This window comes from Desulfofundulus luciae, from assembly GCF_030813795.1.
Lineage (GTDB): Bacteria > Bacillota > Desulfotomaculia > Desulfotomaculales > Desulfovirgulaceae > Desulfofundulus > Desulfofundulus luciae.
Window position 1 is genome coordinate 1 of sequence record NZ_JAUSUX010000038.1, and the last position, 16,140, is coordinate 16,140.

15 protein-coding genes are annotated in these 16,140 nt (G+C 43.9%); 2 read left to right on the forward strand and 13 right to left on the reverse strand.

The features are described 5' to 3' along the window. A partial coding sequence (locus tag J2Z49_RS13915; RefSeq protein ID WP_307403668.1) for a DUF1670 domain-containing protein occupies positions 1-496 on the forward strand: 496 nt, incomplete at its 5' end. A gap of 125 nt (positions 497-621) precedes the next feature. On the opposite strand, the gene J2Z49_RS13920 is transcribed toward J2Z49_RS13915, so the two are convergent. The 4 genes from J2Z49_RS13920 to J2Z49_RS13935 form a co-directional block, all read right to left on the reverse strand. Beyond that, positions 622-2,202 (reverse strand): IS1634 family transposase, encoded by a 1,581-nt coding sequence (locus J2Z49_RS13920; RefSeq protein ID WP_456151692.1) that lies wholly within the window; start codon positions 2,200-2,202, stop codon positions 622-624. Positions 2,203-2,520: 318 nt separating this feature from the next. Beyond that, positions 2,521-2,946, reverse strand: a complete 426-nt coding sequence (gene paaI, locus J2Z49_RS13925) for a hydroxyphenylacetyl-CoA thioesterase PaaI (RefSeq protein WP_307403672.1) — start codon at positions 2,944-2,946, stop codon at positions 2,521-2,523. A 181-nt stretch (positions 2,947-3,127) separates the two neighbouring features. Then, positions 3,128-4,306, reverse strand: coding sequence for a HEAT repeat domain-containing protein (locus J2Z49_RS13930; protein WP_307403674.1), 1,179 nt, complete (start codon positions 4,304-4,306; stop codon positions 3,128-3,130). A gap of 332 nt (positions 4,307-4,638) precedes the next feature. Next, positions 4,639-4,848 carry a helix-turn-helix domain-containing protein gene (locus tag J2Z49_RS13935; protein WP_307403676.1) on the reverse strand — a complete coding sequence of 70 codons (210 nt, stop codon included), beginning with the start codon at positions 4,846-4,848 and terminating at the stop codon, positions 4,639-4,641. 672 nt (positions 4,849-5,520) lie between these two features. Between J2Z49_RS13935 and J2Z49_RS13940 the strand changes: the two genes are divergently transcribed. Next, positions 5,521-6,507: a DNA-methyltransferase gene (locus J2Z49_RS13940; protein WP_307403678.1), complete on the forward strand. Its 987-nt coding sequence runs from the start codon at positions 5,521-5,523 to the stop codon at positions 6,505-6,507. An 85-nt stretch (positions 6,508-6,592) separates the two neighbouring features. On the opposite strand, the gene J2Z49_RS13945 is transcribed toward J2Z49_RS13940, so the two are convergent. The 9 genes from J2Z49_RS13945 to J2Z49_RS13985 all read right to left on the reverse strand — a co-directional run bounded on the left by J2Z49_RS13945 (position 6,593) and on the right by J2Z49_RS13985 (position 16,042). After that, a complete protein-coding gene (locus J2Z49_RS13945; RefSeq protein WP_307403680.1) occupies positions 6,593-6,964 on the reverse strand; it encodes a winged helix-turn-helix domain-containing protein in 372 nt (123 codons plus the stop codon). 33 nt (positions 6,965-6,997) lie between these two features. Beyond that, positions 6,998-7,348, reverse strand: coding sequence for a hypothetical protein (locus tag J2Z49_RS13950; RefSeq protein WP_307403681.1), 351 nt, complete (start codon positions 7,346-7,348; stop codon positions 6,998-7,000). Positions 7,349-7,402: 54 nt separating this feature from the next. Continuing rightward, positions 7,403-8,548 carry a tetratricopeptide repeat protein gene (locus tag J2Z49_RS13955; protein ID WP_307403684.1) on the reverse strand — a complete coding sequence of 382 codons (1,146 nt, stop codon included), beginning with the start codon at positions 8,546-8,548 and terminating at the stop codon, positions 7,403-7,405. Positions 8,549-8,681: 133 nt separating this feature from the next. Next, positions 8,682-9,173 (reverse strand): zinc-ribbon domain-containing protein, encoded by a 492-nt coding sequence (locus J2Z49_RS13960; RefSeq protein ID WP_307403686.1) that lies wholly within the window; start codon positions 9,171-9,173, stop codon positions 8,682-8,684. Between the two features lie 308 nt (positions 9,174-9,481). Beyond that, a complete protein-coding gene (locus tag J2Z49_RS13965; RefSeq protein ID WP_307403688.1) occupies positions 9,482-10,723 on the reverse strand; it encodes a zinc ribbon domain-containing protein in 1,242 nt (413 codons plus the stop codon). A 90-nt stretch (positions 10,724-10,813) separates the two neighbouring features. Then, on the reverse strand, positions 10,814-11,710 hold the full coding sequence (locus J2Z49_RS13970) for an outer membrane protein assembly factor BamB family protein (RefSeq protein ID WP_307403690.1): 897 nt from the start codon (positions 11,708-11,710) through the stop codon (positions 10,814-10,816). A 163-nt stretch (positions 11,711-11,873) separates the two neighbouring features. Further along, the gene (locus J2Z49_RS13975) at positions 11,874-12,635 is read right to left on the reverse strand and encodes a zinc ribbon domain-containing protein (RefSeq protein ID WP_307403692.1); all 762 of its coding nucleotides are present in this window, start codon (positions 12,633-12,635) and stop codon (positions 11,874-11,876) included. A 21-nt stretch (positions 12,636-12,656) separates the two neighbouring features. Next, positions 12,657-14,999 carry a tetratricopeptide repeat protein gene (locus tag J2Z49_RS13980; RefSeq protein ID WP_307403694.1) on the reverse strand — a complete coding sequence of 781 codons (2,343 nt, stop codon included), beginning with the start codon at positions 14,997-14,999 and terminating at the stop codon, positions 12,657-12,659. A 35-nt stretch (positions 15,000-15,034) separates the two neighbouring features. Beyond that, positions 15,035-16,042, reverse strand: coding sequence for a DUF3352 domain-containing protein (locus tag J2Z49_RS13985; RefSeq protein WP_307403696.1), 1,008 nt, complete (start codon positions 16,040-16,042; stop codon positions 15,035-15,037). Positions 16,043-16,140: the final 98 nt, after the last annotated feature.

Below are 16,140 nucleotides of genomic sequence, written 5' to 3' on the forward strand. Positions count from 1 at the left end.
CAAGTCCTTAAGCGAACTGGAAGCCATTCAGCAGGCCCAGATGGCCCGGGTGCTTACTGAGGCCTACCTGCAGGGCGGTTTGCTGGCCCTGGTGGATCTGCAGCAGCTGTTCTTACGCTCATGCCAGACTTTTTCGCGGCTTTTGCGGCAGTTCATGGTGGATCACCAGATGGTTTTACCCACCCCGGGAACGATACTGGATGCCGGCAGCGCCATGACCCACAAGGATATCATTATCGGCTTCTACCTGAAAGGGTATTTCAGCCATGACATTGCCCGGATCACCCGGCACAGCCCGGAGGCGGTGGACAGGTACATCGACGACTTTGAGCGGGTTTTAATTTTGCACTCTTACGGCCTCCCGCTGGAATTGATGGCCCGGGTGGTCAAACGGGGGCCGACGCTGGTGGCGGAGTATCTGAACATCATTGCTGAACATTTCCCCGACCGGGAAGCTGTCAAGTTTCATTTAAGGCTGAAAGGGGTCAAAATTTAGCCTTACGGGCTATACCGGTTATCTGAACTTTAACACCCAATCCCAACAAAACCCCGGAAAATCAAGGCTTCCGGGACATAACGAGTTGGCGTGCCACAACATTTTCCCTTATTGTGGTAGATTTGCTAATTAATGATTATCACATGATTTGGAACTCCTATTCCCAATGCTTTAAAAGCTTGAAAAGCATTTCCTGGTAATTCAGTTCGGCACAAGTATCTTATGCCTTCCAGGGTTAACTCGACGGCTTTTAGATTTTTTAAATCTCTCATGAGATACAAGTATTCAACCTGGCTGCCGGCCAGCTTTAGATACCGGTAAAAAGCCGATTCCAACACCAGCGCCAGAAAACAAACCATGACATGTGCCCTTACCCTGCGGTCTTTCCAGTGGTAGATTGGCCTTAAATCAAGGGTGGATTTTAATTCCCGGAAGGCCCTTTCCACCCGCCAGAGTTCTTTGTATGCCAGGGCTGCCTCTGCGGTGTCCAGCTGGGAGTTGGTCCTGAGAACATACTTCCCGTCATAACGGGCATCTTCTTCCAGAGCCTTCTGATCCACGGCAACATTGGCGCCTGATATTTTCAGAAACCTGCTGTAGCCACTGTTTGACAGCATTGATTTAAGACCTTTTTCGTTGAGCTGTTTTTCCAATTTCTTGACAATCTCTTCCCGGGCTTTTCGGTCGTGTTCAGCCTCCATTGGGTTATAGCAGATAATGTAACGATTGGCATCATGCCAGACTTCTTTTACTTTCAAGTTCTCGGCTACTTCTTTATAACGGCCGCCCGTTTTCAACACTTCCGCAACCGCCTGCATCCGGCGCATTTTTACGCCGACGATATATTCGATATGTTCTTTATCCAGCTCATCCAGAAGTGTTGGGCTAACCATTCCCCGGTCGGCTACGAAGATTACCCGCCGGAGTAGAAACCGTGTTCGGGTATCATGGATGGCCTTCTTGAAGGTCTCGATGTCGGCAGTATTACCGGGAAAAACCTGGTGAGCCACCGGTATTCCTTCCCGGGTCATAAGCACACCCACAATAATCTGCACCCGGTCGGAGCGGTGGTCTTTGGAATACCCGTATTCCGCCAGACCTTCGGGACCATTTCCAGTGAAGTAGGTGGAGGTGGTGTCCCAGAAAACCAGATCCAGTTCCAGGTTAAATAGATTTTTCGTTTGCTCAAATAACTCCAGTTCAATGGTTTCCTTATGTAAGATGAGAAAATCCAGTGCCCGGTAAAAATGGTGTAACTCCAGTTCCTTAAAGGCGGGCCGGTAGATCTCGTTGACCCATTCGTTGACCGCCCGCTTGGACAATGGGTCACTGATACGGTTTAGGACCATGGCGTATATGGCTTCATCAAGAGGGCTGGTTATTTCTGTTTTATCAAGAAGGTTTTTGATAATGGCAGCCAGCCCCAGCTTTTCCCACAGGTGCCGGAAGATCAGCTCGGTACCCCATTCTTTTGCCTCTAAAACCATGAGCCTGGCGGCTTCAGCTTGAACCCACCTCTTTTTGGAGAATTTAGCCAGGCTTTCAATTAAACGGTCGAGGCTACCCGACTGGGCATCTTCAATGCGGCCCAGGTTAGCAACAACTCTCTGGCGTACTTTACCGTTTTCGCGAACACCTTCAACTATTTGCAAGTACGTCCTTTTAGTGCCATCTTTATTGGCGAAGGTTTTTGTCCTGACAAACATAGCATAATCATTATAACATGGCAATATTGGATATTCAAAGACAGCAAATGGTATACGTGGCACAACATTTTTTGATATTCCCAATATACATCCTTGATTTTACTGGGTTTTTAAGAGTTGATGGAGCCTAAAACCGGCTTTTACTGTCAAAGTTGAGCCAAACAACCTGACCCCGGAGAGGAAGAATAAGTAGTAAGTAAAAGCCCTGGGTGAATGGCCCAGGGCTTCCCTGTTTATCCCGGCTGTACTGCTCCCGTTTCTTAGTCCGGCCAATAACAGGTCCAAATACAAAGAAGAATAGATCCTGCGGACCGGAGTTCAGGTTTCCTTTTGCCGGCTCCGCCGGTAGACCAGGCCCGAAGCCACGGCCACCAGTTCCCCCCGCTGGTTCTCCACGGTGATCCGGTACAGCCCCGTATGGCGGGTTAAATTTTCCTCCCGGGCGGTGGCCACCAGTTCATCCCCGGGAGCACTTTTCTTTAAATAGCTGATGTTCATATTTATACCCACGGCGGGCACGCCCCGGGAATTACTGGCGGTACCAAAGGCCACATCGGCCACGGTAAAAATGACCCCGCCGTGGGTAATGCCGTGGATATTGGTCATCTGCTCCGTCACCTTCAGCCTGACCCGGGAATAACCGGGCTTAAGCTCCACTATTTCTACCCCCAGCAACCTGGGGAAAGGATCATTTAAAAGCCACTCTTTTAACTCCTCGGACAGGGTGACATGCTCATCACTCATCCTATCTCCCCCGTTTTTGTTTTCAGTTTCCCCAGGGGAGGCATATTTTCCTGCCGTCAAAAAGAAAAGCCCCGGTGACCGGGATACCTTAATTTTTCAACGCTGTTTGCCAGGGGAACCCACCCGTTGATTTCCATGAACAAGTGTGCTAAAAAGCCAAGTACTTGAAGGAACGAATTTTTTAATTTTGTTTTAAAAGAAACCTTATTTTTTCCGAAATGTCTGGTTTTATAGTCCAATTATTGTAGTGAAGGTCCCAAAACATGGTTAAACTATTAATTATTTCTCTGCCCTCCTTACCATATTTTTCAAGTAGGCTAAAGCAGGGATCCGGTCCCAGTAAACCCATTAAGTATATTAACCACTTTCGTTGCTCACTATTTGCCTTTTTGAACACAAACTCTATAATCTGAGAAATATAACTAACCCCATGAAGCATTAAAATAGTTATTATTGCGGCAGACCTTCGAATATTTGTCCCGATCGCATTCAATATCACTTCGAGATTGTCATTGTTTGTTAGCCTAGAACATGCAATTATTGCGTGCAAAGCAACATCTAATACTTCATCATCAATGTAAGTAATCAAACGATCTATTATGTCTCTATACTGGTACGCCAAGCCCCAAATTGCTGCAGCCCGTAGCTCACCAGAGCAACCTTTGTTATCAGCTATGGAAAATAACAACCTTTTTGCCCTAGGATCATTAAGTTCACCAAGTAACAAAACGGCTTCCATTTGTAAGGAAAGATTATTATGTTGGTTAATCAATTCCTGTAATATTTTCCATCCAGAAGAACAATTAAGGCGCGCTAAGGAACCAGCAGCTTCAAGTCTTATTAACTCGTCTGGATAACTGTGTGCTATGTCAATTAGCAAAGGAATCGATTCTTTAGAGTCCTCTATCAAAAAACCTAGCGCCTTAACAGCGCAATAAACAGTTTCACGATTGTCAGAGCTTAAATCCGAGAGAAAATTGTACCTGCAATCTCTTGCGGGGCAATATCCTTCCTGTTTTAAAGGGATTACCGAAGCAATTATAGAAGCATTTGCTTTTATTAAATCACCGGTTTTAACATGTACATAATAATTCTTACGAATTTTATAGGTATAGCGACGTCCATTAGCTTTCATACATCGAACCATATGTTGCCCTGCATCAATAACTTTTGCATCAAAAGATGGAATGCTAGACGGCCAAGTGCGATCTCTCTCAGCTCCTTCATCTGCACTTTTAGGTTTTCCTAAAACAGATTTATTTATTGCTCCTCTTAGATCTCCAATTGTATATAGGTTAACAATATCAGAAGCTACCCATTCATCATCTGCATTTTTATAACAGTAAACAAATGCTACCAAATCGTTATCTCTTAAAGCGAAATCCCACTGCCTATCGGGTTTGGACGGCGAATCAGACATAGTAATAGCTAACTTTGACTTAGCTCGAGACTCAACTCTCTGTCCGCACCTTAAGCATAGCAAGTCTGGAATCCTAAGACGTTTAACCTTAGTTGTCCAGATTTTGTTGCGTGTTGAATACCGTTCAAGTTCAATAATTTTATGTCCACGATTAGTTAGAAACTCAATTACCCTTTGCGTTCCAACAGATCCCATAGTTACTTTCTCTAAAAAGCTATAATCGGACTTGAAGGACATATAAACCACATTCCTTTACTTGCATACACTTTATGCTATGGCAATAAATCTTTTGGTCTAACCCCAAGAGCTCGTGAGATCTTTTGTATATTGATTATGGATATATTTCGTTCACCTCTTTCAATTGAACTTATATAAGTTCGATGGAGACCACTTTTGAAGGCAAGCTCTTCCTGCGACATACCCAATGCTAACCGAATTTCTTTAATTCGCATGCCAACAGCAACTTTAATATCATCGGTCATAATTACACTTCCATCCTTACATCTTCAAAACCTCAATGTTGAATTAGTGTTATCCATCACAATTTTAGGTGTTTTGGGTTTATAGAAAATACGGTAACCCGAGCGTGATTAACAACCTCGGTCTCCACCGTGGTACGAAGCGAGACGCGCCAACTGGCTTAACCATCTCATTCAAATATTTCTTTAAGTTCAATTCCATATATTAACATGATCTTTTTAGTTAGTGGATGCGGAAGTAAAACGTAAAATTGTATCACTTGACAAGAATATATCTACGTGTATATAATAAGTCTACAGACTATGAGTAACATTTGACTTCTTATTAGCGGGTAATATATGTCTTTATCCCAAAGAGCTTTCAGCCGATGCCGGCTACTTTTTAGTGAATGTCTTAAAAACCACAACCTGTGTATAAAGACAGAATCCCAGTGACTGCTCCGCGGACGGGAATTGTTTCGCAGGGGTAGCTGTTTTTGTGCCTTGCTTACAATATTAAGCTGTTTGGAAATAAAGAGAAGGTAATATGGTCTTTCAACTAAACCTGGTTCCCTGATTCGTTACAAGGAATCATTGCTGCACATGAACAATTGGTATAAATTGGTTTCCATCTAGATATGGTTTCTCTAGCTTCTAGGTAGGCTGCTAGCTTTACGAAAGGAGTTTTGATCTATTATGAACCATCTTCCAGCTTATACAACTGATTTTGGTGAGATGTATTGTGGGGACGCCATGGAACTATTTGATATATTAGATGATGGATCTGTAAATTTGGCCATTACTTCACCCCCCTTCGCTCTACTACGAAAAAAAGACTATGGTAATAAGGACCAAGACGAATATGTCGACTGGTTGGCTGAGTTTGCCCTTAAGCTCAAACCAAAACTCGCAAATGATGGTAGCTTTGTATTGGATTTAGGAGGAGCCTACAAGAAGGGGCTACCTGTCAGATCTTTATATAATTACAAAGTGATGATAAAACTTTGCGAGGAAATTGGCTACTATTTAGCCGAAGAATTCTTTTGGTTTAATCCATCTAAGTTACCCTCACCAATTGAATGGGTAAATAAGCGGAAGATTCGAGTAAAAGATGCTGTAAATACTGTATGGTGGTTTTCAAAAACCGAATACCCCAAAGCAAACGTAACCAATGTTTTAGTTCCATACTCAGAGAGGATGAAAAAACTACTTAAAGATCAAAACAAATATTATAGCCCTAAAGAACGCCCTTCCGGACATGATATTTCTTTAGCTTTTGGAATAGATAATGGCGGAGCTATACCATCAAATTTACTTCAAATACCAAATACTGAAAGCAATTCTAAATATCTAAGATGCTGTAAACTCCTTAATATAAAAGGGCACCCTGCACGCTTTCCTAAAGGGTTACCAGAGTTTTTTATAAAGTTTTTAACTGAACCTGGAGATCTTGTCTTGGACTTCTTTGCTGGTTCTAATACTACTGGTCAGGCAGCGGAAGAGTTAGGTCGAAGATGGATTTCCTTTGAAATAGAACCGCATTATGTTGCTACCTCAAGCTTTAGATTTTTGCCAGACATTGAAAAAGCCGCTGAAATTTACACAAGCCTACTCAATGGTACTAGGAACCTCAACCTGTCAGTGACTACTCAATGGATGTCGCTGTTTAGTAAAAGAATGTAAAATATTGTGCTTCTAACATTTTCATAAATTACAATTATATGGAAAGGTGGTCATATAACCAATATTTTATTTTTATACTTTATAGTTATGTGGCCTTTCTCATATGAAGCAGCTCGAGGGCTTTCTTCTGACCCTCACTTGTGAGGATCCATACACCCTTAATTGAATTATCAATAGCTCCTTTTTGAACCAGATCTTGCTTTGCACATCTTACGCGATTTTGCCACTTATATGTAGAACCATAAACTTTATAATACAGAGCCGCCTCACTCAATTCAGGAAAATGGGTAGCAACTTTTCCATATATTTCTTTAGGTTTTGCTACTCCCCCAGCTTTGTATAACTCAACTAAAAGAGCTTTTATGATTTGTCCTTGCCTTGGATACCACATATTACCATATTCTCTCCTTTCCTCATTTTTTATAGATATTTTGCCCAAACTTACTAAAATATACACCTAGTATCAGCAGAAGCTTTCCGCTAGCTATAGTCAGTCCCTTGCACTCAAGAAATTTTGCAAATAAAAATTGAACATTAGAAACACAGCACTGAAAATAGAAAGCATTCCAGAAACCTCAAATAATTCTTCTATGAATTGCTCTATTAGTTGAATATCAATACCAAACCCTTCATAATTAAATGAGTCCATAAGAATTGCTATTATTGCAAAACAAAGCCCTCCTACAAACCAGCAGTAAGCCGACCTTCTTTCACTAAACAAGCGAATTAATTTTATGCTAAATAAGAGACCTAAAATTAAAATAATTAATAGGACAAAATCTCCATCTCTCGTCCAAAAAAATAATGGCATTTTTATATTATGTGGCACAAGAAAAAACATCGCGCACCATTTCATGTATCTCAAATTCTTCATCAATAGTTAAATAAAGAAATCCTAAACAAAATAGCAACCAATTTCTTTTTTTGCATCCTCTAAACTCAGAATGCTGTTCAGTAAATATTTTGTCAACCAGATATCGGCTTGTGATTCATCTTCCTCTAAATAGCTCCTGTAAAGAACAACATAGTTCTCTATGACCGTTTCATCAAGACTAATACCCTGGATAGCCAATCTGCGAGCAGTATCTTTATCACCTGCCTCAAGGTAGTAGCTTGCTATCTCAGCAAGTAAGGCGGCGTCTTTTATATCTTCAATTTTTAAATCTTTTAGAGCGTTAAACCCCTTTTCTTTGTTACCAACTTTCAAGTAAGCCTGGGCTGCAATCAGTCTAACTTTGGGACTGGCTTTTACATCGTTTGCCAATTTCTCGTATTGTTCAATGATTTCATCAAATTTGCCCATCTTATATAATCCATAAATTTTTATAATTTGACCCGGAATGTACAGTCCTTGTTGTACGAACTGATCACCGAGGGCCACAAACTCCGTCCAGCGGTTGGAGTAGATCTCTACCAGCAGTTTATAGGATACTGACTGATTAGGCTCTATAGTCAGTGACTTGTTTATAGCTTCCAGTGCTTTTTGACTATACCCGCTTTTCAAATACATTTCCGCCAACAGAGCCTGGCTTTTGTATTGTTCAGCATTTGACAATACTGCTCTCTCTAGTAAGGCCACTGCTTCATTTTGCCTGTTCATAATAATTAGAAGTTTGGCATAAGCCTGGTATGCAGGAAGATACTTTGCGTCCAAGGAAATTATCTCCTTATATATGGCTTCCGCCTGGTCTTTTTTATTCAAATCAATCATCAAACCAGCTAGAGCCAGTTTTAACGGCTTAGCGTCAGGAACTTGTTTTAAGCCGTTCTGCAGGGCCTGTTCCGCCTGGTCCATTTTCCCCTGCATCGAGTAGGCAATGCTCATGCCTTTGTAGGCGAGGACGTTTTTCCGGTCGATTTTTATTACTTCCTGGTAAGCCAGGACAGCTTCCTCAAATTTATTTTCGCTAAGGTATTTTACAGCCAATTCAAGTTGCTTGCTTATTTTAGCATTGGCTCCACTCTGGCCGCAGCCTGTGAAAAGCGCGGCAATAATTATGATTAAGGTAGCCATAAAAGGAAATTTTCTAAGCTTGTTCAATAAAATCACTCCTGATTGCTAATGATTATTAAGGCAGTATAAAAAGCCTGGGCAAAGAAAGTTAAAAGTAATTAAACCATCAGAACTATTTTCTACAACTTCAATACTGCCAAGAAATATAGCTTTAGGTAAACTAATAAACATATGCAACCAGCCACTTGCCATTAATGTTTATAAGTTCAATCGTGCAAAGATGACCACTCGCACCTGATACTTCCACCATAGCTTCCTTATTAGTTCTCCTGATAACTTTATAATTAAAATTTCTGTCCTTGGTCATGCTAAGTCCAAGTACCATTACACCACTGTTCCATGCTTGAGCAACATCATCACCGGCACATAACCTTGTAACGCTTTTATCTCCCTTAATAACACCTTCGACAAAAGCTTTTGCCACAGTCTCAGGAGATGAAGTCAACAGGAAACCGCCTTTCCCCAGTGATAAATACAAAGCTATCCCAATTATCAACACCAACACAGAAGCAACAATTATTTTTACATGGGATTCAGTTAATTTTTGTCTTTGGGATTTACTGACCTGACTTAAGTTCAGAGGTTTTCCACAATTTCCACAAAATTTGGTTCCTGATTCTATTTTTGTACCGCATTCAGGGCAATAGAACATTTCTTATCCTCCTCGTATAAAATAAAATTTACCTAACTTGAGAGCTGCTAAGCCTTATAGCTGTAATGTTTACAGCCATTTAAAAAAGTCTCAAAATTGCCCTTTGGCAATGTTTACAGCTCAGGGTTTTCCCAGCTTAATGCTTTTACATGGCATAGGGGAAGTACACTCCTCCTTGTTGCACCTTAGGTGACTGACGCTACAGGGAAAAAGAAAATAATAGGTATAAACTCTAGAATCGCACTGATTATTTAGCAGTCACCCCCCCCCGGATTAGCTATATTCTCAGCCTGTAGACCCACCCCCTTTCAAACTATTTTTTTACCGTTTCGGATTACCCAGTAAATCTTTAATTCTTCTTCACCAACAATTTGCCACTTGCCATTTATATTTTTCAATTTAAGCTGCTGTAGCACTTCCCCTGAAAATGTTTCTCTTCCTTTTGCATCCCATTTTTTGTTAAATACAGCATAAGCAATGCCGTTATTTTCTATATTTATTTGCAGATCAGAAATACTCATATCAATTACATCAAATTTAGCCATTGTTTCTTCCTTGTCCTTGTAAACATCGACCTTTGATAAGTTAGGCGACGTATAATACAATTCCAAAACATCAGCATAGAAATCCATGTGTCTAATAAGGTTTTTTTCCCTGATAGTGTTGACCCAATTATATACAATGTCACTTATTTCCTGTTTTTTCTTATCAAGGTCATCATTTAACCCTATTTCCGGCAGCTCAGTCTCTGACTTAACCTCAATCATTATCGGCAATGACTTGCCTGTATTACCGCAGCGGTCCCGGGCCACTGCACAAAAGGTGTATTTTCCCTCCTTACTCGTTTCCCATTGATAAATCAGGGTATTGGAGTTTTCCGTAGCCTTAGTTGGAACCCCATTGATTAAAAGGTCAATTTTCTTGATTACGCGATTATCCCTGGCCTTGATTTCAATTAATTCCTGGACAGGTTCACCGGAGGAACTCAGGGTCAGCACTTTGTTCCAGGCAGGGGCAGATATACTCACCTCGGGAGGTTGCTTATCGAGCACATAACCCTGCAGGTAAGCATAAGCGGCGGCACTAATGACAGTAACGATTACAAATAGTGGGATCAGCCATAAAATTATTCTTCGCCGAGCGGAAGGTTTTGGCGATAGTTCGACAGGCCTGACTATTTTGGGGATCTCTTCTAAATATGAAAGGGTAGAAGTATCGCCAGGCTCACCCATTTGGCGGCCACATTTACGGCAAAATTTTTTCCCTGCTTGCATCAAGGTCCCGCAATAGGGGCAGGTAACTTCAACAGGCTCCATTGTAACAGTTTCCTCTGGAGCAGCGAAAGAATCTTCACCCAGATAAGTCTCATTATCCGAATAAGCCTCTAAGGAAAAACCGCATTTTCCGCAAAACCTGGCTCCCTGTCCGGCAAGTGCTCCGCAGTTTGGACATGCTTTAGCGCCAGCTGATAATAGAGAGGCGCCACAGTGAGGACAAAACCTGGCTTTGGATTTGTCTACTTCTTTTTTGCATTCCGGGCAAAGGATCACCAAGCAATCCTCCCTTTTTAAATATTCCCCTGGCGAAAAATTTTCGGGCCATTTTTTAAGATAAGCATTATGATCCAGATAATATGCCTTCTACTGGAGGGCATAGAGGTAGCCGTCTTCACTCACGGCGTAGATCGTGCCACCAGCTATAGCCAGGGGGTAAAGCGCGCTGTCTCCCGTTTTAAACCGCCACTTTTCCTGGCCAGTTTTACTGTCCAGGGCATAGAAGTAGCCGTCAGCACAACCGAAGTAGACCGTGCCGCCGGCTATGGCCGGGGAGGCTTCCACACTGCCTTCTGCTTTAAACCGCCACTTTTCCTGGCCGGTTTTGCTGTCCAGGGCAATAAGGCGGCAGCCGTCTCCAGTGCCGAAGTAAACCGTATCACCGGATATGACCGGTAAAGAAACCACCCCGCCTTCTGTTTTAAACCGCCACTTCACCTTGGGAGGTTGCTCGATCCCCCTGGAAGAAAAAACGCCGGTACGGTGCGGATTGCCTTGAAACATTGCCGCACTGGCGTCCGCCCAGGCAGCCGCCCACTTCCCGTTGTTTTTCTCCAATCCAATAGTACAGATGCAGTCGCCATCCTCTGTTACCAGTTCCACATCAACTTTTTGTTTATCGTGTTCCACCACCTTATAAGCAAACGTTGTATCCTCGGCCATGGTTAACCCGGCGTTGATTGCCTCCGTGATAAACTCGCTGTCATTTGCGCATAATTTTGCAGCTTTTTCCGGATTATTCTCCTTAACGCTGGCCACCAGTGATTTTGCCAGTGCCTCAGGGTTATTTTTCCGGCCCTGCCAAACAGCGAAGGCAACAACAGCCACCGCCACTACCAGCACCAGGGCAATGACCACCGCAAAGGGGAAACCCTTTCTTCCCGGCAGAGCGGCAGCCGGCAGGGCATCCAAAGCCTTTCCGCAGCTTCCGCAAAACTTTGCGCCGTCCTCGTTTTTTGCGCCGCATTCCGGGCAATAAGCCATTTTTCAACCCTCCCGTTTTAATGTTTCGTTAATACCTGTTAAAAGCTGGATAAACGTGCCCGGGGCCGGCCAGTTATATTTTACGATCAACCAGTTTCTTTAAAGTTCTACTTGTTTTGCCCACGGGCACATCATCCAGGTAATGACCACTCGCTTTCCAGGTTTAACTTATCCTGGTCCCGCAATTGGAACAGAATTCATCTCCTGGTTCGACAGAAGAATTGCAGGCGGGGCAAATTCTCAAGGCAGCATCTTCAGGTGCAACAGCAGCACCGCAATTAACGCAAAATTTTGTCCCGGGATTGAGTTTGGCGCCGCATTGGCGGCAGGTGATAGGGCTAACTTCCTGCCGGACCAGCTCTTTTCCGCAGTGACTGCAGAACTTCGCATCCGGCACCCGGTTGCCGCAGCTGGAACATACAACAGTATCACCTGCTGCTGCGGCTTGCCTTTCCCCCATGAACAGGTCCGCAATTTTCCCCGAGCTCGTAAAAAGCAGGGCTGTTATCCTGTAGACAGGCAGGATGGCTATTAAAAGGAAAAGGACCGGGTAAAGCCAGGTCAGTTCGATTTTAGCTAAAAAAGGCACTAACAACCCGTCAAAAGCGCTATAGGCAATGATAATTGCAATAAGTATGAACAGGGTATTTAATAATTGAGTTGCTTCAGGATAAGCTGGAAGAATTCTTGCCGTCCGAACAGCGATATCCTGCCCGAACACTAAAACCATCCCGATGATTATAATTGATATGATCGCGGAAGCAATACCGGCAATAGAAATGTGTTCAAATACAGTAGCATCCATTGAAGGAAGTTTAACAACAATAGCTTTAATTATGATTAAAATTATTAAAGTAATAAAAAAGCCAACTAATCTCCGCATTAGATTTAAAACTTCAACCCTGTTAACTTCTTTCTTGTTCATTTCGATATATTCCTCCTTAACTTACTTCTTAACCTTATGACCACAGTATGGGCAATGCCGGTAGTCCGATTCGAGCTTCAAGCCACAACCGGGGCAACACCCCATAAAAACCTTTCTAAAGATGAATACCGCTATTCCAACTACAACGGACATCCCTCCCATGAAAATGATCAGTCCCAGGTAGGGCAGGGCTTTTTTCTCCCTTTCCCTGCCGGAGGCGATAAAATCGTAGGCCAGCCTCTTTTCCGGCACCTCCCTTCCATAGGCAATTGCCGTCCACTCTCCTGGTCTAGGATTTTCTACAATTATGTAGAACGGTTTTTCATTAAAGATCCTGGCGCCGGGATATTTTTCATCCACAATCTTACCCCGCGGATCCTTCAGCGTAAGATCCAGCGCACTGCCGCCCCAATTAAGAGTGGAATGCAACTGTCCCAAACCTTGAGCAACCTGAATCTTGCCGACTTCCTTTGTTTCCCCTTGACTGATTTCCCCTTTAAACGCGGCTAAAATTTTTCCGGTGGCCTCATGCCGCACCTTAAGATAGACATTTTGAAGATCAAAGTTTCCTTCGGCGTAACTGTAGCTTCCCCCGGTACTTTGGGCAATCCGCTGCAAAAGATCCTCGTCCAAATCGCCGGGATCGCCAAAACCAATGGTAAAAATCAAATACCCTGCTTCCTGAGCAAGTTTGACAGGACCTTCGACAATTTCATCCCTGGAAAGCCCGGTGTTGGTTTTTCCATCGGAAAGCAAGATAATCATCTTCTTTTTTGCCTCTGTTTCTTCCAGTTGAGCATTGGCTAAAGCCAGTGCATCGCCAATGTTGGTGTTGCCTGAAGCACTTAAATTTTCGATTATTTCCCTGGCCTGCTCAATCTCCCGGGTGGCCGCCAATTCCAAACTGGCGCTTGTAGCAAAGGTAATCACGCTTACCTCATGCTTTGGCCCAAATTTCTCGCTTTCCCTGGCAATCAACCCCAACATTTGGGAGGCAGCCGTTTTAGCAGATTCGATCTTTACGCCGTCCCGCCAATTTTCATTCATGCTGTCTGACACATCCAGAACTATAACCGTACTGGTAAGGAGTACATCGCCGGCCGCGCCGGGGACGCCACTGCCGGCCGAGCCGGGGGCGGCACCGGTGGCTGCGCCGGGGGTGGCACTGGTGGAATCATCGGGAACTTTTGTCCGCTGTTGCCCGACGGCCCCACTTGGAAAATTTACCGGTATCCCCTCCTCCCTTAATTTTTCTTTCAAAAAGCTGACCGGCTCTGTGCTCCTGGTCAGGACCAGGTAAGGATAGTATTTAATCTTCGGATCATTGCGCTTTGTTGCCAGTTCATAAAGAACCCGGTAGTTTTCCAGGCAGGTATCATCCAGCTCCAGGCCATCCAGGGCGATTTTAAGCGCTTTTTCCAGGTTCCCATTTTCCAGGTGGAACCTGGCAACATCAGCATACAGGCAGGGATTTTTCTCACTGGCAAGGTTTATCCTCTCGATCAACTGTTCTGCCGCTTTGGGGTCATTGTTTTTAAGGTGGGAAAGAGCGGCGTAAACCACTGTTTTGGAGAACTGCGGGCCTTGCCCCAAATTAGCAAATTCCTCAATGGCCTTTTCGTACTGCCCGGAGTTGTAGTAACCGTATATTTTCAGCATCCGGCCAACTTTTTCATTTTCCGCCAGCGTTTGCTCCCCGAAAGCAATTACCGCCGGCCAGTCGCCATTAAACAGTTTGTCAATCAATTCGTAGGCTGCCTGCTGATTTAAACTTATCTCCAGAGATTTTCTCAAAGCTTCCAGGGCCTTTTCTTTATCTCCGACTCTTACATAAGCTTCCGCCAGGAGGCTGTAACTGCGCTCGTTATCTCTGTTTATCGAGGCGCATTCGAGAAGCAGGTTTATGGCTTCTTCCGTTTTGCCCTGGTGCAGCAACAACCTGGCCAGGCCTTCGTATGCAGGTAGATAACCCGGGTCGGCCTTAATCAGTTCCTTGTAGACTTCTATGGCCCGGTCAGGTCTGTTTTCATCAACGTACAGCCCCGCCAGGGCAAGCTTTAACTGTGCTTTGTCCTCTACAACATTTAACCCCTGCTCGTATACCCTTTTAGCTTCTTCATAGTAACCCTGGAGAGTGTACGCTTTCCCAAGGCCTTTATAGGCAGGCAGGTTCTTTGGGTCTATTTTCAACACTTCATTGTAGGCTAAAACAGCTTCTTCAAATTTGCCTTCGCTCAGGTATTTAACCGCCAGTTCCAGCTGCTTGTTTACCCCGGCGCCGGTCTGGCTGCAGCCCGCAACCATAAGAAAGAAGAGAAGCAGGGTGGCTGTCAGCAAAGCATTATTTTTTTTAAGGTGCTTCAATGTAATCACCCCTGCCAGTTCCTTTCTTACATTACCTAACGCTCAATGTTGATGATTGCAGCACCCGTAGTAAAATTATCTTTGCTCTTCATTTCCTGACTTGCCAGGCTGATGCTTTTCACAGGTTTTATAAAGGGATATACATCCCGGTTAAATTCACGATATGCATCCCGGTCAAATTCAAAAAGGGTGTCGGAGACCAGTTTTACTCCTTTCTCCACGTCCAAATAAATAAGGTTGTCCTGAGGTGAAGGCAGGTTAGCGGTGGCTTTTTTAAACGCTGCGCTGCTGGCCAGGACTTCTTTATCGGCGCCCATAGCCTTTTCGAGCATTTGCCTGGAAGTTCCAATTACCAGGTAACCGTCCCGAATGCCGTAACCACCTATAAAGTCTCCTGTATAGGGGTCAAGAAGGTAATGAATTTCCTGCCCGTTTAACGTTCCGTCATATACTCTCAACCCTTCTCTGGCCAGTAAACCTGTTATCTTCCGCATCTTGCTCCCGACTGCCTGAGGGTCCCCGGCGGCGAAAAGCGCAAGTACCCCGAGGGGAACATCTCTTGCACCGAAGAGCCCGTTTCTATCCGAACAAATCCCAAAGGCGACTTCTCCTTTCATCCAGGATAGAATATCGCTTTCCAAACTGATGCCTGACTCTCTTTCAAAATAGTAAAGTTCTTCATTAAAATCGTCAAAGGCGGGCTGGCTTCTCACTTCACTTAAGAAATCTTCGATGTTTTTCCTAAATTCGGAAAACCCCAGGTAGGCAATTGCATCGTTGGGAACTATTTCGTTTGCTTTTTTCAGGCTGGCGGGACTCCTGGCAGTATCCTGGCTTCCTGCAGGCATTTTCTCCGGATCGTAAGCTAAAGCGTAATCTATACGCACACCTTCATCAACAAAGGATAAAGACACGCCCATCCCCTTATATGCCTTTAGCTGGCTGAACTGTTGAAACTGCCAGTCATCATCTGTGATGGCCCTTGCAACATCCTGAAAATCCAGATACAAAGCGCCTGACCTGCTTTTGGGCAACTTATTCATAACTGTCAATTCTCACTTTAATTTAGCCCAACCCCTGCCCATTTTCGCAGACTAAACAATCTGCAACTATTTCCGATACCAGAATAATCTGCAACTGC